General features: G+C 56.6%; 19 protein-coding genes. 15 read left to right on the forward strand and 4 right to left on the reverse strand.

From position 1 onward, the window contains the following. The first annotated feature begins 153 nt into the window (after window positions 1-153). On the forward strand, window positions 154-1,233 hold the full coding sequence (locus tag ACSZO1_RS04325) for a DUF1176 domain-containing protein (protein ID WP_437609888.1): 1,080 nt from the start codon (window positions 154-156) through the stop codon (window positions 1,231-1,233). A 167-nt stretch (window positions 1,234-1,400) separates the two neighbouring features. Here the strand turns inward: ACSZO1_RS04325 and tkt are convergent, their stop codons facing one another. From tkt to rpiB, 3 genes are all read right to left on the reverse strand, one after another. Further along, a complete protein-coding gene (gene tkt / locus ACSZO1_RS04330) occupies window positions 1,401-3,401 on the reverse strand; it encodes a transketolase (RefSeq protein WP_437609890.1) in 2,001 nt (666 codons plus the stop codon). Between the two features lie 115 nt (window positions 3,402-3,516). Further along, complete coding sequence (gene tal / locus ACSZO1_RS04335) at window positions 3,517-4,467, reverse strand: transaldolase (RefSeq protein WP_437609891.1); 951 nt, start codon at window positions 4,465-4,467, stop codon at window positions 3,517-3,519. Window positions 4,468-4,805: 338 nt separating this feature from the next. Continuing rightward, the gene (rpiB, locus tag ACSZO1_RS04340) at window positions 4,806-5,264 is read right to left on the reverse strand and encodes a ribose 5-phosphate isomerase B (protein ID WP_437609893.1); all 459 of its coding nucleotides are present in this window, start codon (window positions 5,262-5,264) and stop codon (window positions 4,806-4,808) included. 419 nt (window positions 5,265-5,683) lie between these two features. Here rpiB and ACSZO1_RS04345 point away from each other — a divergent pair, with 419 nt between their 5' ends. The 7 genes from ACSZO1_RS04345 (at window position 5,684) to maeB (ending at window position 15,055) form a co-directional block, all read left to right on the forward strand. Further along, window positions 5,684-7,021, forward strand: coding sequence for an MFS transporter (locus tag ACSZO1_RS04345; protein WP_437609895.1), 1,338 nt, complete (start codon window positions 5,684-5,686; stop codon window positions 7,019-7,021). Further along, window positions 7,018-8,775, forward strand: a complete 1,758-nt coding sequence (locus ACSZO1_RS04350; protein ID WP_437609898.1) for a dihydroxyacetone kinase family protein — start codon at window positions 7,018-7,020, stop codon at window positions 8,773-8,775. The genes ACSZO1_RS04345 and ACSZO1_RS04350 overlap by 4 nt, the downstream gene beginning before the upstream one ends. After that, the gene (locus ACSZO1_RS04355; RefSeq protein ID WP_437609900.1) at window positions 8,772-9,551 is read left to right on the forward strand and encodes a triose-phosphate isomerase family protein; all 780 of its coding nucleotides are present in this window, start codon (window positions 8,772-8,774) and stop codon (window positions 9,549-9,551) included. The genes ACSZO1_RS04350 and ACSZO1_RS04355 overlap by 4 nt, the downstream gene beginning before the upstream one ends. Beyond that, on the forward strand, window positions 9,552-10,358 hold the full coding sequence (locus ACSZO1_RS04360) for a sugar phosphate isomerase/epimerase family protein (RefSeq protein WP_437609902.1): 807 nt from the start codon (window positions 9,552-9,554) through the stop codon (window positions 10,356-10,358). A gap of 3 nt (window positions 10,359-10,361) precedes the next feature. Beyond that, the gene (locus ACSZO1_RS04365; RefSeq protein WP_437609904.1) at window positions 10,362-11,219 is read left to right on the forward strand and encodes a phosphogluconate dehydrogenase C-terminal domain-containing protein; all 858 of its coding nucleotides are present in this window, start codon (window positions 10,362-10,364) and stop codon (window positions 11,217-11,219) included. A gap of 184 nt (window positions 11,220-11,403) precedes the next feature. Then, entirely contained in the window at window positions 11,404-12,366 is a 963-nt protein-coding gene (locus tag ACSZO1_RS04370; RefSeq protein ID WP_437609972.1) for a sugar-binding transcriptional regulator, read from the forward strand. A 409-nt stretch (window positions 12,367-12,775) separates the two neighbouring features. After that, a complete protein-coding gene (maeB, locus tag ACSZO1_RS04375) occupies window positions 12,776-15,055 on the forward strand; it encodes an NADP-dependent oxaloacetate-decarboxylating malate dehydrogenase (RefSeq protein ID WP_437609906.1) in 2,280 nt (759 codons plus the stop codon). Between the two features lie 193 nt (window positions 15,056-15,248). Here maeB and hemF read toward each other — a convergent pair whose 3' ends face one another. Next, window positions 15,249-16,163: an oxygen-dependent coproporphyrinogen oxidase gene (hemF, locus tag ACSZO1_RS04380; protein WP_437609908.1), complete on the reverse strand. Its 915-nt coding sequence runs from the start codon at window positions 16,161-16,163 to the stop codon at window positions 15,249-15,251. A gap of 160 nt (window positions 16,164-16,323) precedes the next feature. Here hemF and ACSZO1_RS04385 point away from each other — a divergent pair, with 160 nt between their 5' ends. From ACSZO1_RS04385 to cysA, 7 genes are all read left to right on the forward strand, one after another. Continuing rightward, on the forward strand, window positions 16,324-16,749 hold the full coding sequence (locus ACSZO1_RS04385) for a GNAT family acetyltransferase (RefSeq protein WP_437609911.1): 426 nt from the start codon (window positions 16,324-16,326) through the stop codon (window positions 16,747-16,749). Between the two features lie 47 nt (window positions 16,750-16,796). Then, a complete protein-coding gene (locus ACSZO1_RS04390; protein WP_437609913.1) occupies window positions 16,797-17,246 on the forward strand; it encodes a DUF2919 domain-containing protein in 450 nt (149 codons plus the stop codon). A gap of 66 nt (window positions 17,247-17,312) precedes the next feature. Further along, window positions 17,313-17,924, forward strand: coding sequence for an RpoE-regulated lipoprotein (locus ACSZO1_RS04395; RefSeq protein WP_437609915.1), 612 nt, complete (start codon window positions 17,313-17,315; stop codon window positions 17,922-17,924). A gap of 191 nt (window positions 17,925-18,115) precedes the next feature. Then, window positions 18,116-19,132 (forward strand): sulfate ABC transporter substrate-binding protein, encoded by a 1,017-nt coding sequence (locus ACSZO1_RS04400; RefSeq protein ID WP_437609917.1) that lies wholly within the window; start codon window positions 18,116-18,118, stop codon window positions 19,130-19,132. After that, window positions 19,132-19,965 carry a sulfate/thiosulfate ABC transporter permease CysT gene (cysT, locus tag ACSZO1_RS04405; RefSeq protein WP_437609919.1) on the forward strand — a complete coding sequence of 278 codons (834 nt, stop codon included), beginning with the start codon at window positions 19,132-19,134 and terminating at the stop codon, window positions 19,963-19,965. The genes ACSZO1_RS04400 and cysT overlap by 1 nt, the downstream gene beginning before the upstream one ends. Then, window positions 19,965-20,840: a sulfate/thiosulfate ABC transporter permease CysW gene (gene cysW, locus ACSZO1_RS04410; RefSeq protein WP_437609921.1), complete on the forward strand. Its 876-nt coding sequence runs from the start codon at window positions 19,965-19,967 to the stop codon at window positions 20,838-20,840. The genes cysT and cysW overlap by 1 nt, the downstream gene beginning before the upstream one ends. Beyond that, window positions 20,830-21,918 (forward strand): sulfate/thiosulfate ABC transporter ATP-binding protein CysA, encoded by a 1,089-nt coding sequence (gene cysA, locus ACSZO1_RS04415; RefSeq protein WP_437609923.1) that lies wholly within the window; start codon window positions 20,830-20,832, stop codon window positions 21,916-21,918. The genes cysW and cysA overlap by 11 nt, the downstream gene beginning before the upstream one ends. Window position 21,919 lies beyond the last annotated feature (1 nt).

Raw genomic sequence — 21,919 nt, forward strand, 5'->3', positions numbered from 1 at the left:
GGCGGTCAGTGACCGCCCGCTGTTTTTGTGACTGCCGCTGCGCTTTTGTTACTGGTTAGTTAAATGTACGACAAATCCGATTGAGACAGCAGCGCGGCCTCGCGAAGATAAAGCATATACTACTGTTCGCTTTTTCGGAGGGCTGGCTGCTGAATGTCTTACTGGATGAAATCACTGCTGTTGTTGCCTTTTCTGTTGAGCGCCAGCCTGCGCGCGGAACCGCTGCAAAAGACATTTTCCGACTGGCAGATTACCTGCAATAACCTGAATTTTTGTCAGGCACGCAGCTTCCCCGGCGATAATGGTCTGGCGATGACGATTTCCCGTTACGCGGGTGGCAATGATCGTCCGTTGCTGCGCATCGACTATGGCAACAGCTACAGTGGTGAACTGAGCGGTGGTACGTTGCAGGACAATTTGCTGCTCGATCAACAACGGCTGCGCCTCGATCTGAAACACTGGACGGTGGCGCCGCATCATCTTGCCACCTCACACACTATCTCGATTGATGAGTTCCTTGCTCAGGTGATGGATGCGGATGTCATTCAGCTGACGTATCGCCCGCAGGCGCAGATTTCACTGCATGGTATGAAAGCGGCATTATTGCTGATGGATGAAATTCAGGGACGCGCCAATGGGATGAGCGCCTGGGTGAAACGTGGCGACCGGGTTGCGTTCGATGTACCGCCCGCGCCGCCACAGCTTCCCCCTCCAGCTCAGCAAGCCACGCCGCTGACGCGGGAAGAGAGCAATGGGCTGATTGATTTCGCCACCTGGCGGGTGAATACCAGTGAATGTTCACTTGATCCGATGCGGCGCGAAGTCAGCGTGGCGCCACTCACTGATGATAAGGCGCTGCTGCTGGTGAGCTGTGAGATGGGGGCGTATAACGTTATCGACCTTGCATTCGAAGTGACGCGCAGCCAGCCATATGCGGCGCGTGGTCTTACGCTGGATTTGCCTTTCACCCCACCAAACCGCAACCAGCGTCAGATGGAGCTGATTAATGCCGAATATGATGCGGCCAGCGGTCAGCTGGTGACCTGGTCGAAAGGGCGTGGGTTAGGGGATTGTGGTAATGCGTCGCGCTGGCAGTTTAATGGGGAAACCTTCGAACTGGCGGAGTATACCGAAGAATCGACCTGTGATGCCTGGCATGGCAGTAACGACTGGCCGTCACTGTGGGTGACGGAACGGGCAGAACCGGCAAAATCTGCGGAGCCTGCGGGCTGACCTGACATGTCTTTCCCTGAGACGCTGCACCGGTGACTCCCTCCCCCACATTAGTGGGGGAGGGTTGGGGAGGGGGAACCACTGGCTCGGTGCTGTTTGCTCCCCCATCCCAGCCTTCCCCCATTACATGGGGGAAGGAGCGGTTAACATCGCTGTCACTGGCATTCTCAGCGCGTTTTCAGCAGCGCTTCCGCCTTGCTGACAATGTTTTCCACCGTAAAGCCAAACTCAGCAAACAGTTTCTCTGCGGGCGCTGACTCACCAAAACCGGTCATACCAACAATCGCGCCATTCAGGCCAACATACTTGTACCAGTAATCCGCAATACCCGCTTCGACCGCCACGCGTGCCGTAACAGCGGCCGGTAATACCGACTCACGATAGGCCGCATCCTGTAGATCAAACAGGTCGGTAGACGGCAGTGAAACCACCCGCACTTTGTGGCCGCTGATGGTCAGTTTTTGCGCCGCGCCGAGGGTGATTTCAATTTCCGAGCCGGTGGCAATCAAAATAACATCCGGCGTGTCCCCGGCATCCTGCAGCACATAGCCACCCCGGGAGATATTCTCCAGCTGGGCAGGCGTGCGCTCCTGTTGTGCCAGATTCTGGCGTGACAGGATCAGCGCGGTTGGGCCGTGATGGCGCTCCACGGCATGTTTCCATGCCACGGCGGTTTCCACCTGGTCGCACGGACGCCAGACGCTCATATTGGGTGTCAGGCGCAGACTGGCCAGCTGCTCGACTGGCTGGTGGGTCGGGCCATCTTCGCCAAGGCCAATAGAATCATGGGTATAGACCAGCACCTGGCGTGCTTTCATCAGCGCCGCCATACGTGCGGCATTACGCGCATATTCCACAAACATCAGGAAAGTCGCGGTATAGGGCACAAAACCGCCATGGTGTGCGATGCCGTTAGCAATCGCTGTCATACCGAATTCACGCACGCCATAGTGGATATAGTTACCGGCGATATCCTCTTTAATGGATTTTGAACCCGACCAGATGGTGAGGTTACTGGGCGCGAGGTCAGCAGACCCGCCCAGAAACTCCGGCAGCAGTTTGCCATACGCTTCCAGCGCATTCTGCGAGGCTTTGCGGCTGGCGATTTTCTGCGGATTTTGCTGTAGTCCGCTGATAAATTTCGCGCTTTCCGCCTGCCAGTTTTCCGGCATCTCGCCCTGCATCCGGCGGCTGAATTCCTGCGCCAGTTCAGGATGCGCCGCTTTATAGGCCGCGAAGGCATCGTTCCAGTTCTTCTCACGCTGTGCACCCGCTTCTTTTGCGTCCCATTGCTGATAAATTTCCTGCGGGATTTCAAATGGCGGGAAGTTCCAGCCAAGCGCTTTACGCGTCAGTGCCACTTCTTCTTCACCCAGCGGCGCGCCGTGCGCTTCTTCTTTACCCGCTTTGTTTGGCGAGCCGAAGCCAATCTGAGTGCGGCAGATAATCAGTGAGGGTTTATCCGTGACGCTTTGCGCTTCTTTAATGGCGCGCGCCACCGCGTCGGGATCGTGGCCATCAATTTCATGCACCACATGCCAGTGATAGGCTTCAAAACGCTTCGCGGTGTCATCGGTAAACCAGCCTTCGGTTTCACCATCAATGGAGATGCCATTGTGATCGTAAAAACCGATCAGCTTACCAAGCCCGAGTGTACCCGCCAGCGAGCTGACTTCATGGGAAATCCCTTCCATCAGGCAACCATCGCCCATAAAAACATAGGTGTAGTGGTCGACAATCTCGTGACCCGGGCGGTTAAACTGTGCGCCCAGCGTGCGCTCAGCAATGGCCAGACCTACCGCGTTAGCCAGCCCCTGGCCCAGCGGGCCGGTGGTGGTTTCCACGCCAGGCGTGTAGCCAATTTCCGGGTGTCCCGGGGTTTTCGAATGCAGCTGGCGGAAGTTTTTCAGCTCTTCCATCGGCAGGTCATAACCGGTCAGGTGCAGCAGGCTGTAGAGCAGCATTGAACCGTGGCCGTTAGAGAGAATAAAGCGGTCACGATCCGCCCAGGCGGGGTTGGCCGGGTTGTGCTTCAGGACATCGCGCCACAACACTTCGGCGATATCCGCCATCCCCATTGGCGCGCCAGGGTGGCCCGATTTGGCTTTCTGTACTGCATCCATACTGAGTGCGCGAATAGCGTTGGCAAGTTCTCTGCGTGAGGACATGTTTACTCCCCTGTATAGGCTTCAGAATTGACACGGGTGACATCACTGCCACCCGTGAGATGATTGATTTTGTACGTTGGCTTTCCGGGTTATCTGGCGGCTTACCGGGCAGGCATTACAGCCGCGCCGCCAGCATATCTTCCAGTTTTTGCTGGTCGACAGCGAACTGACGAATACCTTCAGACAGTTTTTCCACCGCCATTGGGTCCTGATTGTGCGCCCAGCGGAACTCCGCTTCAGACAGTGGCGCAGGCTGATGGAAGCCTTCCGTTGATGGCGTCAGTTTGCGCTCAACCGGTGCGTTGCTGTTCTGCAGCTCCTGCAGCAGATTGGGTGCAATGGTCAGGCGATCGCAACCCGCCAGCGCCAGAATTTGCTCGGTTTTACGGAAGCTGGCACCCATAATCACCGTGTTGTAACGGTGTTTCTTGTAGTAATCATAGATACTACGCACGGATTTCACGCCAGGATCTTCATCCGCAACATACGGTTCCAGCGGGGTACGGCTGTTATACCAGTCGTAAATACGGCCAACGAATGGCGAAATCAGGAACACGCCCGCTTCGGCGCAGGCGCGCGCCTGGGCAAAGGAGAACAGCAGCGTCAGGTTACAGTTGATGCCGTTTTTCTCCAGCTCTTCCGCTGCGCGGATACCTTCCCAGGTTGATGCCAGCTTAATCAGAATGCGTGAGCGCTTAATGCCATGCTCTTCATACATTCTCACCAGTTTTTCCGCTTTGGTGACGCACATACCACGATCGTAAGAGAGGCGCGCATCCACTTCCGTAGAGACACGGCCCGGCACGCTTTTCAGGATCTCCATGCCGAGGTTGATCGCCACTTTATCGCTGGCATTAATGATCTGGGTTTCCTTACTGCCGCCCTGCGTTTTGGCATAGTCGATGGCGTCATCGATCAGATGCTTATAGGCATCGAGGCCAGCGGCTTTCAGTATCAGGGAGGGATTGGTGGTGGCATCTTCAGGATGGTAACTACGAATCGATTCAATATCGCCACTGTCCGCTACCACAGTAGTGAACTGTTTTAAGGCGTCTAGCTGGTTCATCTCTTGTCTCCTTGATAAACAATCTGTGATGCAAAATAGCGCCGCGACGGGCGTTGTTTTTACCGAAGGGGGCATGCGCTTAAACCAGCGGGCGACCTGGGGCGACAGGCCACATTGTTATAATGTGGCGAGACAACGACTCGAACCGACACGGCAAATAATTCTCAGGCGAAACATTGCATCAGACATGCGGCGATGAAAATGCGTTTTCTCTGATTATTGCAATGGATTCGCCCAATGGCCGCGCCACGGCGCTGAATAAAAAGCCGTACCCAAAAGTGTAGCAGTTAGCGTAAAAACCGTGCTGGCGCAGCGCACAGCTGCGCGTCGCACCGGCATTATTTCTCGCTAACGGTCTGCTCGTAATAGCTGATTTTTTCCACTTTGGCCGTCGAACCGCCACCTTCAAACTCTGAATTCAGCCAGCTGTTGACGATGCTGCGCGCCAGTTCCGGGCCAATCACGCGTGCGCCCAGCGTCATAATCTGTGCATTGTTGCTTTTACGCGCCCGTTCAGCGGAGTAGGTGTCATGGCACTGCGCCGCGCGGATGCCGGGCACTTTATTGGCGACAATCGCCATGCCAATGCCGGTGCCGCAGATCAGAATACCGCGCTGGTGTTTGCCTTCACGCACGGCGTTGGCCACGGTCCAGGCAATGTCCGGATACAGCGGTTTTTCCGCCTGTGCGTCATTGCTGTAGTCGCTGACAGCGATATTTTTTTCCTGCAGATACTGTTTGATCAGGTTTTTCAGTTCCAGAGCCGCATCATCGGCTCCAATCGCGATAGAAGACATAGGTACTCCTGCTGAGTTAACAAGTTGCCTGGTTATGCCGGCAGCGGTTCGCTATTACCCTAGCGCACTATTGTTCATATGCTCAATAGGCGTTCTTTTGTTTTTGATTGTTTTCCTTTCCTGTGGTCCGTTGTCAGCCTTGCAGTGCATGGATTAGGTGGTTTTGTGCCGTGTTACGGCAAAGTTAAAGGTTTAGAGCTGTGTCACAAATTCAATTTTGTGGGCTGGGGTTTGAACATAAATGCAGTTAATGTTCATATGTTCACGCATTGATGCAATGCACAAGAAGACCCACCAGAGGACTCAACCATGCGTCAAATCTGCCTTTTGTTCACCTGCAAAACCGCGAACCTGGTTCGCAATACGGCTCCCGCACCAGGGGTATTCAGCACCGTCTGCAACCTGGCCGGGGGTAAACCATGAACACGCCCGATCAACACGCGGTAGAAAAATCCGCGATCCGTAAGGTCTGCCTGCGGCTGGTGCCCTTCGTGGCGCTGATGTTTTTTATTAACTTCCTCGATCGCACAGCCATCTCTTTCGCCGGCCCCAATGGTCTGACGGAAGATCTGGGCCTGAAAGCGGCGCAGTTTGGTCTTGCGTCCGGCATCTTCTTTATTGGTTATATCCTGCTGGAAGTGCCCAGCAATCTGGCGCTGCATCGCTACGGTGCACGGAAATGGCTGGCGCGCATTATGGTCAGCTGGGGCATTGTGTCGCTGCTGTTCACCTGGGTGAGCAGTGTGGAGGCGTTGTATATCCTGCGCGTGCTGCTGGGAATTGCCGAAGCGGGCTTCTTCCCGGGAGCGATACTGTTCCTTAGCATGTGGGTGCCGGCGAAACACCGCAGTAAAATTCTGTCGCTGTTTTATCTCGCACAGCCACTGACGGTAGTGCTGGGCGCGCCGCTGGCTGCCGCACTGATTGAGCAGCACGGCCTGTTTAATCTTGCTGGCTGGCGCGTGATGTTCCTCGGCGTCTCTATTCCGGCCATTATCATCGGCATTGTCGCCTGGTTCTATCTGGTCGATTCACCGCGCGAGGCGAAGTGGCTGAATGCGGAAGAAAAAGAGTGGCTGAGCCAGGCGCTGGAAAAAGAGCATCAGCAAAAAGGCACGGCTCACGCCAGCGTACGCACCGTGATGTTCAATGGTCGCGTCTGGCTGTTGTGCCTGATTTACTTTGGCTTTATCTACGGCCTGTATGCGCTGGCCTTCTTCCTGCCGACCATTATTTCCGGCTTCCAGCAACAGTTCGGCGCCACCTTTAATGTGATTCAGAAAGGCTTAATCACCGGCGTACCGTATCTGTTTGCTGCAGTGGCAATGTACTTCTGGTCGCGGGATGCGACGCGTCGCGGCTGCCGAACCTGGCATATTGCGCTGCCCGCCCTGACCGGTGCTATCAGCGTACCGCTGGCGCTGTATATGGAGACGCCGCTGGCGACCATTCTGGTGATTTCAGTCACCGCCAGCTCGATTTTTGCTGCACTGCCTAATTTCTGGACCTTACCGACGCAATTCCTCAGTGGCGCATCGGCTGCGGCCGCCATTGCGCTGATCAATACGCTTGGCAATGTTGCCGGTTTTTCTGCGGGCTATCTCACCGGCATGCTGCATGACTCCACCGGCAGTTACACGGTGCCGATGATGGTCGTCGGCGGATTTATGCTGCTCTCCTCGCTGCTGATGGTGTTGCTGAATGTGAAACGGCGTGGCGTTGAACCCACTCACTTTGCACAGGAGCAATCCCAATGACCTGGTTGTTTAATAAGCCCTCTGCCTTTGCCAGCGAGCTGATTGAAGGTTTTGTTGCCGCCAATGCGGATAAAGTGCGCCAGGTGCCCGGCGGCGTGGTGCGCAGCACCCGCAGCCAGCCAGGCAGCGTCGCGATTGTGATCGGCGGCGGTTCCGGCCACTACCCGGCGTTTTCCGGCCTGGTCGGGCAGGGGCTGGCACACGGCGCGGCGATGGGAAATCTGTTTGCTTCTCCGTCCGCGCAGCAGATCTACAACGTGGCACGCGCGGCCGATAATGGTGGCGGTGTGCTGCTGGCCTTTGGCAACTACGCGGGTGATGTACTGCATTTTGGTCAGGCCTGTGAGCGGCTGAAAGCCGAGGGCATTCCCTGCGAGCTGCTGGCCGTGACAGACGATATTTACAGTGCGGCACTTGATGAACGCGAGAAACGCCGTGGCGTGGCGGGCGACCTGGCGATTTTTAAAGTCGCGGCTGCAGCGGCGGAAGCCGGTTATTCGCTGGCGGAGGTTACCCGTCTGGCGCGCTATGCTAACTATCGCACCCGTTCGCTGGGGGTGGCCTTCTCCGGCTGTACGCTGCCGGGGGCGAGTCAGCCGCTGTTTGAAGTGGCACACGGCACCATGGCGCTGGGAATGGGCATTCACGGCGAGCCGGGGATCAGCGAATGTGCGATTCCGGCAGCGGATGCGCTGGCGGAACTGTTTGTCAGCAGCCTGCTGAAAGAGTGCCCGGACGAAATTACCAGCCGGCGTGGTCAGCGGGTGGCGGTGATCCTCAATGGTCTCGGCTCAGTGAAATATGAAGAGCTGTTTGTGGTGTATCGCCGCGTGGCGCAGCTGCTGGCCGATGAGGGATTACAGGTCGTGGAGCCGGAAGTAGGCGAGTTTGTCACCAGTTTTAATATGGCAGGTGCCTCACTGACGCTGATGTGGCTGGACGATGAACTGGACACCTTCTGGCGTGCCCCGGCCAATGCGCCAGCGTTCCGCAAAGGCAGCGTGATCCCTGCCGAACCACTGAGTGCGGTCGACATGGTGCTGCCGCAGCAGGATGACGTGCCTGCCGCCAGTAAAGCCTCGCAGCAGGCGGCACGCTGCGTGCTGTCCATCGTGACCGCCATTGCTGAAGTGATTGAGGAAAATTGTGAAGAACTGGGCCGCATTGATGCGGTGGCGGGCGATGGCGATCACGGTATCGGCATGGCGCGCGGTTCGCTGGGTGCGCTGGAGAAAGCGCAGGAGATGCAGCAACGTAACGCGGGCGCAGGCACGTTGCTGTGCCGCGCGGCCGATGCCTGGGCGGATAAAGCGGGCGGCACATCCGGCGCATTATGGGGCGTGGCGCTGACTGCCATCGGCACTGCGCTGGGCGACCAGCAGACGCCTGATGCCCGGCGTGTGGCGCTGGGCGTGCAGCAGGCGAAAGAGGGGATTATGCATTTCGGCAAGGCGAAGCCAGGGGATAAAACGCTGGTCGATGTGCTGGTGCCGTTCAGTGACTGCCTGACCCGGCGGGTAAATGCCGGAGATTCACTGGCGGATGCCTGGGTGGCGGCGGCGAAACAGGCGACGCAAAGTGCACAGGATACCGCTCAGCTGCTGCCGAAAATGGGCCGTGCGCGTCCGCTGGCGGAAAAGAGCCTCGGCACGCCAGATGCTGGCGCGGTGTCGCTGGCGTTAATCGTTAACCGGGTACTGACGCAGTTGCAGAGCAGTGCTGCGCAGCAACAACCGCAGGAGATGAATTCATGACACAACCGCGCATCATGCTGGGCGTTAGCCTGAAAATGTATTTCAGCTATCAGCAGACGCTGGCATGGAGTCAGGAGGTGGCGGAGATTGCCCGCCGTCATCCGGCCATCGTTAATGGTGAAGTCGGTCTGTTTGTTCTGCCTTCTTTCCCCGCCATCGCGGCGACGGGGGAGATTTTTTCTGGTACGCCGGTGACCATCGGCGCTCAGGATTTGTGCTGGGCGGATAACGGTGCCTGGACCGGTGAAGTGAGTGGCCCGATGCTGGCGGAGCTGGGCAGCCGCTGGGTTGAAATCGGCCATGCTGAGCGTCGCCGCCACTTTGCCGAAACAGATACGCAGATTGCCGCCAAACTGGCGGCGGCGCTGCGCAATGGTTTAACCCCGGTGCTGTGTCTGGGGGAAGAACAGCACCTCTCCAGTGAGCAGGCGATTGCCATCTGCCGCCAGCAACTGGAGGCCGCACTGAGTGAGGCGCGCGAGCAGCAGCTGAATGGCGACATTGTTATCGCCTGGGAACCACAGTGGGCGATTGGTGCTCCGGCGCCCGCGCCGGACGATTTTATTGCTGAGGTTTGTGCAGGACTGCGCCAGCTGCGTGTGGCGGGCGATTTCCGCTTCCGCGTGATTTATGGCGGCAGCGCCGGTCCCGGTTTGCTGGCGCGTTTAGGCCACCATGTTGATGGCCTGTTCCTCGGGCGTTTTGCCCACCAGCCGCAGGCGTTGCGGCAGATTATTGATGAAGCAGCTGCACTGCTGACGGCGACGGAGGCATAAATGGCAATTGGTTTAAGCACTTATGCTTTTTTCTGGCGCATGTCTGAGCGCGTGCCTGCGCCGCTGACGCTGTTACAGATGCTGGAGCAGACGGCGGCGATGGGCGTAAAGCTGTTTCAGATCTGCGATTACGTTCCGATTGAAAGCTGGAGCGATGCGCAGCTGCGCGAACTGCGCCAGCAGGCTGATACGTTGGGTATCGAACTGGAGCTGGGCACGCGCGGTTTACAAACGGCGCATCTGCAGCGCTATCTGCATCTTGCCCGTCTGCTGCGGGTGAGCGTGCTGCGCTCCATGTTTAACAGCGCCGACCATCGCCCGACGCTGGCAGAAGCGGCGGCGCTGATTGAAACCATTCTGCCGCAGTGTGAGCAGCAGGGCGTGCGCCTGTGTCTCGAAACCTACGAACAGGTGAGCAGTGCTGACCTGATGTCGGTGATTAACCGTTTTCCTTCTGATTATCTCGGCGTGTGCCTTGATCCGGCCAACTGTGTGGCCGCGCTGGAGCTGCCGCAACAGGTGATCGCCAATACTGCGGCGCGGGTGCTGAATCTGCATATCAAAGATTTCTCCTTCAGCCGCCAGCAGGGCTGGGTCGGCTTCACCCTCGCGGGCTGCCCGCTGGGCACCGGTTTACTGGATTACGACCAGTTAATTGCGCAGGTGCGTCCGGCGCAGCGTGGTATTAATCAAATCGTCGAACACTGGCTGCCGTGGCAGCAGGATGCGGCCAGCACCTGCCAGCGCGAAGCCGAATGGACGCAACAGAGCGTCGACTTTTTACGTGACAGACAACCCCAGGAGTAACTGATGAGCACAACATTAAAAACCATCACAGTGATTGGCGCAGGCGGCAAAATGGGGATGCGTATCTCCGCCAACCTGCAGAACAGCGACTACCAGGTGTTCTACTGCGAAAATTCGCCGCAGGCACAGACGCAGATGAGTGCGCAGGGGCGTGAACTCTCCAGCGCAGAATCGGTAGTGCCGCACAGTGATGTGGTTATCCTCGCTGTGCCGGATATTGTGCTGGGCAAAGTGTCTGAAGCGGTGGTGCCATTGATGAAAGCGGGCACGACACTGTTAACCCTCGACCCGGCAGCGGCCTATGCCAATCTGATTGCTCAGCGTTCGGACATCGATTACGCGGTGGCGCATCCCTGCCATCCGTCGGTATTCCTGCAGCGTTACACCAAAGAGGAGCATGCTGATGCCTTTGGCGGCGTCGCGGCAGTGCAGCATGTGGCGGCGTCGTTTGAGGCAGGCAGTGATGCGCAGAAAGCCGAGCTGAGCAAGGTGATCAGCGTGATGTATGGTCCGGTTGAGCAGGTGCACTGGGTCACGGTCAAACAGCTGGCTTATCTGGAGCCGACACTGGTGGAAACCGTCGCCTGTATGGCGGGCGCTTTTATGAAAGAAGCGCTGGATGAGACGGTAAAACACAGCGGCGTGCCGGAAGAAGCGGCGAAAGCGATGCTGTACGGCCATATTCAGATTGCGCTGGCGGTGGCCTTCCGCGCCACGAACCCGTTCTCAGATGCCTGCATGATCGCCATGGAATATGGTCGTGAGAAAATCATTAAGCCAGACTGGAAACAGATTTTCGATGAAAAAGAGCTGGATATTGTGATTGCCCGCATGCTGAAGATTGACGCAATTAAGCGTTAATTCCCCGCTGGCGTGCCTGGTGCACGCCATTGCATTTTGCTGATATGTCTGTTGATATCACAAAGAAATTCGCCTGGTGGATAGTATACAATGATATATACCCGAAATATGACGGGGATAACTTGTTGCTTCTGGTGCGCGTGATAGTGTGCCAGCCACTGATATCGAAGAGACGACTAACCGGATGGAAAAAAACACGCTATCTCAGGACACCGAGCTGCTGACGGAAATCGCGGTTGCGTATTATCAGGATGAAATCACTCAGGAGGAGATTGCGCGGAAATTTGGTATTTCGCGTATCAAAGTGGGGCGCTTATTAAAACGGGCCAGGGAAGAGGGCATTGTTGAAATTAATGTGCGCTATCATCCGGTCTTCAGTACCCGCCTGGAACAACAATTACTGCAACGTTTTCCCCTGCAGCGTGCGCTTATCGCACTCGACCATCAGGATGATGATGAACAGCGTCGTCAGGTGGCCGCATTGGTCTCAGCACATCTGTCGCAAAACCTGAAAGATAATGCTGTGGTCGCGGTGGGGCAGGGACGCAATGTGGCGGCCGTGGCCGATTACCCGGGGAGTGTGCCGACGCGTAACTGCCACTTTATTAGCGGTATTGGCGGCACGCATCGTCCGGGGGATGCGATTAATGCTGACCATATCAGCCGCCGTCTGGCGAAGAAATTTGGCGGCACCAGTGAAACCCTGTATGCCCCGGCGTATGTGGAAAACCGCGCGTTAAAAGATGCCTTTATGCAGAACGGCACCATCAAAGAGACGCTGGATCGCGCGCGCAAAGCGGATATTGCGCTGGTGGGTATCGGCGATATGAATGAAAACAGCTATATGGTGAAGCTGGGCTGGTTCAGCCCGCATGAAATCATTGATGCCAGCCTGAATCAGGGGGTTACCGGTGATGTCGCGGGGTATGACTTCTTTAATGCCCAGGGTCAGCATGTTGATACGGTGATGAACGATCGGGTGATCGGGCTGAGTATTGACGAGCTGCGTAAAATTCCCTGCGTGATTGCGATTGCGGCGGAAAATACCAAGGCGATGGCGATTCTGGGTGCGTTGCGTACCGGTGCTATCGATATTATTGCCACGTCAGCCCAGAATATTCGTACTTTGCTTAATATGACGAAGTAAGCGGATTAGCACGGGTATTACTTTACGTTTTGCATCTCCTTCAGAGGACCGCTTTTAGTTCCTCGTCTGCTCAGGGGCGTCGCTTCCGGTTCCGTGACCGCTCAGGGAACACGGTCAGCTCCGGAAAGACGCAAAAAACGTCATCCCTGACGGCTCGGCCCGCGCCGTCCATGGCGCGGGATGCTTTCCTCCGTTGACCGTGTTCCCTGCGCGTTACGTTTATGTGTTGCTGTGAGGTTTCAGGTGTATCGCGCCTCTGCTTATCTCTGTTCAAAATGTCGATGATTTGGAAATTATTTCCAAATCATCTTCCCGGGTATTGTGAAGTTTGAAGCGCTTCATGTTTTTTCGCCTTTTGCCGCTTTTATACTGGCGTTTCCGACCTCTCTAACTGACAGGGATTCCGACGATGGACGACCAACTGAAGCAGAGTGCGCTCGATTTTCACCAGTTCCCCACCCCAGGTAAAATTCAGGTTTCCCCCACCAAACCACTGGCGACGCAGCGCGATCTGGCGCTGGCCTATTCGCCGGGCGTGGCGGCGCCGTGTCTGGAAATTGCTGACGATCCACTGGCCGCGCACAAGTACACCGCGCGTGGCAACCTGGTGGCGGTGATCTCCAATGGTACGGCGGTGCTGGGGCTGGGCAATATCGGTGCGCTGGCGGGCAAACCCGTGATGGAAGGCAAAGGCGTGCTGTTTAAAAAGTTCGCCGGTATCGACGTGTTTGATATTGAAATCGACGAGCAGGACCCGGATAAGCTGATCAATGTGATTGCCGCGCTGGAGCCGACGTTCGGCGGCATTAACCTCGAAGATATTAAAGCACCGGAGTGTTTCTATATTGAGAAAGCGCTGCGTGAGCGGATGAAAATCCCGGTGTTCCATGATGATCAGCACGGCACAGCGATCATCTGTACCGCCGCGGTCCTGAATGGCCTGCGGGTGGTGAAGAAAAATATCTCCGATGTGCGGCTGGTGGTTTCCGGTGCGGGGGCGTCGGCGATTGCCTGTCTGAATCTGCTGGTGGCGCTCGGCATGCAGAAGCACAATATTGTGGTGTGTGATTCACGCGGGGTGATTTACCACGGACGTGACGCGGAGATGGCGGAGACCAAGGCTGCTTATGCGGTGGCCGATAACGGCAAACGCCAGCTGGCGGAGGTGATTGCCGATGCGGATATCTTCCTTGGTTGTTCTGGCCCAAAAGTGCTGACGCCGGAAATGGTGCTGCGCATGGCACCGCACCCGCTGATTCTGGCGCTGGCTAATCCGGAACCGGAAATTCTGCCACCACAGGCGCAGGCGGTACGGCCTGACGCCATTATCTGTACCGGCCGCTCTGATTACCCCAATCAGGTCAATAATGTGCTCTGTTTTCCGTTTATCTTCCGCGGTGCGCTGGATGTGGGCGCGACGGCGATTAACGAAGAGATGAAGCTGGCGGCGGTGCATGCGATTGCGGAACTGGCGCTGGCGGAACAGAGTGAGGTGGTGGCTTCTGCCTATGGCGATCAGGAACTGACGTTCGGCCCTGATTATCTGATCCCGAAACCGTTCGATCCGCGTCTGATTGTAAAAATTGCGCCAGCGGTGGCGAAAGCGGCGATGGAGTCGGGCGTGGCGACGCGGCCGATCAGTGATTTCGATGCCTATCGCGAGAAGCTGACGGAATTTGTCTATAAAACCAATCTGTTTATGAAGCCGATTTTCGCCCAGGCACGTAAAGAGCCTAAACGTGTGGTGCTGGCGGAAGGGGAGGAGACGCGTGTGCTGCATGCGACTCAGGAGCTGGTGACGCTTGGGCTGGCGAAGCCGGTGCTGATTGGTCGCCCGAATGTGATTGAGATGCGGCTGAAAAAACTCGGGCTGAAGATTGTCGCCGGAAAGGACTTTGAAGTGGTGAATAATGAGTCCGATCCGCGCTTTAAGGCGTACTGGACGGAATATCATCAGCTGATGAAACGGCGCGGCGTGTCAGCGGAGGAGGCGCAGCGTGCGGTGATCGGTAATCCGACGCTGATTGGCGCGATTATGGTCCATCGCGGTGAGGCGGATGCGCTGATTTGCGGCACGATTGGCGATTATCAGTCCCATTATCAGATTGTGGAGAAGCTGTTTGGTTTCCGCCCTGATGTGAAAATGGCCGGGGCGATGAATGCGCTGCTGCTGCCCAGTGGCAACACCTTTATTGCCGATACTTACGTCAATGAAGATCCGACGCCGGAAGCGTTGTGCGAACTGACGCTGATGGCGGCGGAAACGGTGCGGCGCTTTGGTATTGAACCGAAGGTGGCGCTGCTGTCGCATTCCAGTTTTGGCACCTCCAATGCCCCCGCTGCGCGCAAAATGCGTGAGACGCTGGCGCTGGTGAATGCACGTGCGCCGGAGCTGGAAATTGACGGTGAGATGCATGGCGATGCCGCGCTGGTGGAAAGCATTCGCCATGATTTAATGCCGGACAGTCCGCTGAAAGGCGCCGCCAATATTCTGATTATGCCGAATGTGGAAGCGGCGCGTATCAGTTATAACCTGCTGCGCGTTTCGTGCTCAGAAGGGGTAACGGTCGGGCCAGTATTGATGGGGATTGCCAGACCGGTGCATATCCTGACGCCTATCGCTTCGGTGCGGCGTATCGTCAATATGGTGGCGCTGGCAGTGGTGGAGGCGCAGACGCAGCCGCTGTAAAAAGGGAAAGTTTGACTCTGTACAGGCACAGGGAACGCGGGCAGATCGGAAAGTCGCTAAGCGTCATCCCTGACAGCTCGGCCCGCGCCATCCCTGGCGCGGGACGCTTTCCTCTTCTGCCCGCGTTCCCCGTGCTTTACGTTTGTATGCTGTGTCGGTTAAAACGGGCATGAAGTTGCGAGCCGCGGCTCGATCAATTTTTCAGCCAGTCCTTCACCGGCAAAAAGTCGTTATACAGTGCCGCTTCCGGCGATCCCGCTTCCGGCTGATAGTCGTACTCCCAGCGTACCAGCGGCGGCATCGACATCAGAATCGACTCGGTACGTCCGCCGGTCTGCAGACCAAACAGCGTGCCGCGGTCCCACACCAGATTAAATTCTACATAGCGGCCACGACGGTACAGCTGGAACTGGCGCTCGCGCTCGCCCCACGCCAGCGTTTTACGGCGTGCGACAATCGGCAGATAGGCATCCAGATAACCCTTGCCCACCGCCTGCATAAAGGCGAAACAGTGGTCAAAATCCGGTGTATTCAGGTCGTCAAAGAACAGGCCGCCGATGCCGCGCTGTTCATTACGATGGCGCAAATGGAAATAGTCATCACACCATTTCTTGTAGCGCGGGTAAACGTCGTCGCCAAACGGCTGGCACAGGTCAAATGCCGTCTGGTGCCAGTGTTCCGCATCCTCAGTAAAGCCGTAATAGGGGGTTAAATCGAAACCGCCGCCAAACCACCATACCGGCGCTTCGCCCGGTTTTTCGGCAATGAAAAAGCGCACGTTGGCGTGGCTGGTCGGCACATACGGGCTTTCCGGGTGGATCACCAGCGAAACGCCCATGGCTTCAAAACTGCGGCCCGCCAGCTCCGGACGGTGAGCGGTCGCGGAAGCTGGCATCGTTGTGCCATGTACATGGGAAAAGTTAACTCCGGCCTGTTCAAACACTGCGCCATTGCGCAGCACCCGGCTGCGTCCACCGCCGCCGCCTTCACGCAGCCATTCATCTTCGGCAAACTGCGCCTGGCCATCGGCCTGTGCCAGTTGCTGACAGATATTATCCTGCAGGGAGAGCAGAAACTGTTTTACGCGAGCGATATCAGGAGAGTTCATAAGCATGCCGTTGTGAAAAATTTCAGCCAATTATACCTGAGCCACAGGTGCTAAACCCGGCGTAAAGTGGCTTTTTTTATGGCAAAACCGTACTGGGGGTTGCACCCGTGAAAGAATGCGTGATAATCAGTTAAATCTGCTAAATATTTGAGTCAACTTCATGGAAATCCGCGCATTCCGCCAGGAAGATTTTGAAGAAGTCACCACGCTGTGGGAGCGTTGCGATCTGCTGCGCCCGTGGAACGATCCGGAAACCGATATTGAACGTAAGCTGAATCACGACCCCGACCTGTTTCTGGTGGCGGTGGCAGGCGGTGAAGTGGTCGGTACGGTGATGGGCGGCTATGACGGTCATCGTGGTTCGGTCTACTACCTGTGTGTCCACCCGGATTATCAGGGGCGTGGTTTTGCCAATGAGCTGATGAACCGGCTGGAGAAAAAGCTGATTGCGCGCGGCTGCCCGAAAATCAATCTGATGGTGCGTGCGGAAAATGACGCTGTGATGGGCTTCTACGACAAGCTGGGCTACGACAATGTCGATTCCGTGATCCTCGGCAAGCGTCTGATTGAAGATCGCGAATATTAAGTCTCCGTCAGGCAGCTACGTCTGCCTGACCCTGCCACGGTTATCCTGTGTACTCTCCTGACGATTACGATCATAAAGGCCAGCTGCGCCTGCCACTCACTTTCTGGATTATTCTGCTATTACAGGCACGTAGCTGGCTGCTATTAATCATGGCGGGCGCATCACGTGAGCAGGGGAATGCGCTGCTGGAACTGTTTTATCCGGAAACCCGCGTGTTCTGGATTGGAATGGCGCTTGGCGTGCCCGCGGCGATGGGGCTGCTGCTGACCGGTTACCGCCAGCGATTGCCGCGTCTGTGGCGCGCGTGGCGCTGGGTATTGTGCGCAGACCTGCTGGCGATGCTGCTGCAACAGGGGCTGACCGTCTGGCTGGGTGATGAGGCGCTGTCGCCGCTGATATGGCTGTTTATGTTGTTTGATGTGCTGGCGCTGGGCTATTTACTGTTCAGTCAGCGCCTGCGCGACTGCTTTGACGTGCGGCTTAACAGCGCGGAATAAAACTTTTTCCCGCTGGCGCACTCCAAGCTGACTCACACCACTCAGGTGTTGATTACAGGAGTAGCAATGAAATCTCTCTATCCGGCGCTGATTATCGCCGTATTATTAACCGGTTGCGCCAGCTCTGACAGCACCACGTCATCTGACAGCAACTGGTGGAACCCGTTTAGCAAAATTTCCTGGTCGAGCCTTTCACCGTTTAACTGGTTCGGCTCTTCACTGCAGGTCAGCGAGCAGGGCGTGGGCGCACTCAACAGCAGCACCGCGATGAACACTGGCGCGATTGATAATGCGCTGGATGGCAAATATACCCTGCGTCAGGGCATGCGCAGCAGCAATGGCGATGTGGTGTCGTTCTGGCAGGCACTGGATGAGGGTAAGGTACAGCTGATTATCAACGGCAAAGCCAGCGTCAGCAGCGTTGAAGTGCTGGATAAAGATGTGGCCAGCAGTGATGGCAGCAAGATTGGCGATAAGTTTAGCGCGCGCTACAGCAAAGCGTTTGGCGCCTGCCAGAATGCCGCCACGCTGGATGGCGCAGCGGTCGAGTGTAAAGCGCCAGACAGCCAGCATATCAGCTACGTTTACAGTGGCGAATGGAGTGGCCCGGAAGGTTTAATGCCGCCGGATGACACACTGAAAAACTGGACGCTCAGCAAGATTATCTGGCGTCAGTAACGGCCATTCTGCCGGGTGGCGATGCCGCCCGGTTTATTTTGCACTATCCGCATAACCTTCCCCGCTGCCTTATAGCTTTTTATACTTCCAAATCACTAAACGGTATATAAAACCGTTACAGCTTTTCACCGCGTTATAAATACACTGAGCGTTATTGTTGGTATGGGCTAACTGTCGACTCAGGGTGGCAAATGACATCTCCGGTGATGAAAAAATTCGTAAGCGGTGCCGCGTTTTCTTTGCTGCTGGCAGGCGCTGCGCAGGCGACTGAGCTGCTGAACAGCTCGTATGACGTCTCGCGTGAACTGTTTGCGGCGCTGAATACGCCGTTCGAACAGCAATGGGCGCAACAGCATCCCGGCGACACCCTGACCATTAAACAGTCCCACGCCGGTTCTTCCAAACAGGCTCTGGCGATTCTGCAGGGGTTGAAAGCGGACGTGGTGACCTATAACCAGGTGACGGACGTGCAGGTCTTGCATGACCGTGGTCAGCTGATCCCGGCAGACTGGCAGCAGCGCCTGCCGAATAACAGTTCGCCGTTTTACTCCACCATGGGCTTCCTGGTGCGTAAAGGTAACCCGAAAAATATCCATGACTGGAGCGATCTGGTTCGTAACGACGTCAAACTGATTTTCCCTAATCCTAAAACCTCCGGCAATGCGCGCTATACCTACCTGGCGGCATGGGGGGCGTTCGATCAGGCCGATGGCAAAGATAACGCCAAAACGACCCAGCAGATGACGAAGTTTCTGCAAAACGTTGAAGTGTTTGATACCGGCGGCCGCGGCGCCACCACCACCTTTGTGGAGCGTGGGCTGGGCGATGTGCTGATCAGCTTTGAGTCGGAAGTGAATAATATTCGTAATCAGTACGGCAAAGATGACTACGAAGTGATCATCCCGAAAACCAATATTCTGGCGGAATTCCCGGTGGCGTGGGTCGATAAAAACGTCGCACATAACAACACCACCGATGCCGCGAAAGCCTATCTGAATTATCTGTATTCGCCGCAGGCGCAGCAGATCATCACGCAGTTCTACTACCGCGTGAATAACCCTGAGCTGATGGCACAGCAAAAAGAGCGTTTCCCGGCCACCACTCTGTTCCGGGTGGAAGATGCTTTTGGCAGCTGGGATGAAGTAATGAAAACGCATTTCGCCAGTGGTGGTGAGTTAGATAAGTTGTTAGCGGCGGGGCGCGGCTGATGTTTGCAGTAAGCAGTAAGCGGGTCCTGCCCGGTTTTGGTCTCAGTCTTGGCAGCAGCCTGTTCTTCACCTGTCTGATCCTGTTGCTGCCGCTGAGCGCGCTGGTAATGCAGCTGTCGCAGATGACGCTGGCACAGTACTGGGAAGTGATTACCAATGCGCAGGTGGTGGCGGCCTATAAGGTCACGCTTATCTCTGCGGCAGTGGCTTCACTGTTTAACGCGGTGTTTGGCATGCTGATGGCATGGATCCTGACGCGTTACCGTTTCCCGGGGCGCACACTGCTGGATGCTCTGATGGATTTACCGTTCGCGCTGCCAACTGCAGTGGCGGGTCTGACGCTGGCCGGTCTGTTCTCGGTGAATGGCTGGTACGGTCAGTGGCTGGCGCAGTTTGATATTAAGGTCACCTACACCTGGCTGGGGATCGCGGTGGCGATGGCCTTTACCAGTATCCCGTTTGTGGTGCGTACCGTGCAGCCAGTGCTGGAAGAGTTAGGCCCGGAGTATGAAGAGGCGGCGGAAACCCTCGGAGCCAGCCCGTGGCAGAGCTTTCGTCGCGTGGTGCTGCCGGAAGTGGCACCTGCGCTGCTGGCGGGAACCGCACTCTCGTTTACCCGCAGTCTCGGTGAGTTTGGCGCGGTGATTTTTATCGCCGGGAATATCGCCTGGAAAACGGAAGTGACCTCGCTGATGATTTTTGTGCGTCTGCAGGAGTTCAACTTCCCGGCAGCCAGCGCTATCGCCTCGGTGATTCTGGCTGCGTCACTGCTACTGCTGTTTGGCATTAATACTCTGCAGAGCCGTTTTGGCCGTCGTCTGGGAGGTCACTAATGGCTGATGTATCGCAATTTAATGGCGTTTCCCGTCGGCGGGTGAACTGGGGCAAGTGGCTGCTGATTGGCGCGGGTGCGCTGATCTCGATTCTGTTCCTGGTCGTACCGATGGCAGCCATCTTCGCCGAAGCATTTTCGCAAGGTCTGGCAGTGATCGGCACCAATCTGCAGGATGCGGATATGCTGCATTCGATCTGGCTGACCATTCTGATCGCGCTGATTACCGTGCCGGTTAACCTGGTGTTTGGCACGTTGCTGGCCTGGCTGGTGACCCGTTTTACCTTCCCTGGCCGCCAGTTGTTGCTGACGTTATTCGATATCCCGTTTGCGGTATCGCCAGTGGTTGCGGGGCTGATTTATCTGCTGTTCTGGGGCGCCAACGGCCCGCTGGGCGGCTGGCTGGACAGCAATGGCATTCAGCTGATGTTTGCCTGGCCGGGCATGGTGATGGCCACGGTGTTTGTCACCTGTCCGTTTGTGGTTCGTGAGCTGGTGCCGGTGATGCTGAGCCAGGGCAGTCAGGAAGATGAAGCCGCGGTGCTGCTGGGCGCATCCGGCTGGCAGATGTTCCGCCGCGTGACGCTGCCTAATATTCGCTGGGCGCTGCTGTACGGCATCGTGCTGACTAACGCACGCGCGATTGGTGAGTTTGGTGCGGTATCGGTGGTATCAGGATCGATTCGCGGCGAAACCTATTCGCTGCCATTACAAATTGAATTACTGCATCAGGATTACAACGTCGTTGGCGCGTACACCGCCGCCGCGCTGCTGACCCTGATGGCGATAGTGACACTGTTTCTGAAAAGCGCGCTGCAGTGGCGATTAGAGAACCAGCAGAAGCGTTTGCAGCAGGAGAGAAATCATGAGCATTGAGATTAGCGATATCAACAAATCCTTTGGCCGCACGAAAGTGCTGAATGATATCTCGCTGGATATTGCATCAGGCGAAATGGTGGCGCTGCTGGGGCCTTCCGGTTCCGGGAAAACCACGCTGCTGCGCATTATCGCCGGACTGGAGCATCAGAACAGTGGCCGTCTCAGCTTCCATGGTAAAGATGTCAGCCAGCTGCATGCACGTGACCGCCAGGTCGGTTTTGTGTTCCAGCATTACGCGCTGTTCCGCCATATGACGGTGTTCGACAATATCGCTTTCGGCCTGACGGTTCTGCCGCGCCGTGAGCGTCCGTCGGCTGCTGAGATTAAGAAGAAAGTCACCCAGTTACTGGAAATGGTGCAGCTGGCGCATCTGGCGGATCGTTTTCCGGCGCAGCTTTCCGGCGGGCAGAAGCAGCGTGTGGCGCTGGCGCGTGCGCTGGCTGTTGAACCGCAAATCCTGCTGCTGGATGAGCCGTTTGGCGCACTGGATGCACAGGTACGTAAAGAACTGCGTCGCTGGCTGCGTCAGCTGCATGAAGAGCTGAAGTTTACCAGCGTGTTCGTCACCCATGACCAGGAAGAGGCGATGGAAGTCGCTGATCGCGTGGTAGTGATGAGCCAGGGCAATATCGAGCAGGTGGGCACGCCGGATGAAGTGTGGCGTGAACCCGCCACGCGCTTTGTGCTGGAGTTTCTCGGTGAAGTTAACCGCTTCGACGCCGAAGTGCACGGCTCGCATTTCCATGTTGGCGCACACAACTGGCCGCTGGGCTATGCGCCTGCGCATCAGGGCAAAGTGGAGCTGTTCCTGCGTCCGTGGGAAATCGACGTCAGCCGCCAGAGCAGCCTGGAAACGCCACTACCGGTGCAGGTGCTGGAAGTCAGCCCGCGTGGTCACTACTGGCAGCTGGTGGTGCAGCCTGCCGACTGGCATGGCGAGCCGGTGAGCGTGGTGTTTGATGGCGATAATGTTGCGCCGCTGCGCGGTGATCGTCTGTTTGTTGGTCTGCAGCAGGCACGACTGTATAACGGTGATGTACCGCTGCGCGCAGTTGCCTTTGCCGAAAGCGCCTGAT

The organism is Erwinia sp. V71 (assembly GCF_965644245.1).
Classification (GTDB): domain Bacteria; phylum Pseudomonadota; class Gammaproteobacteria; order Enterobacterales; family Enterobacteriaceae; genus Erwinia.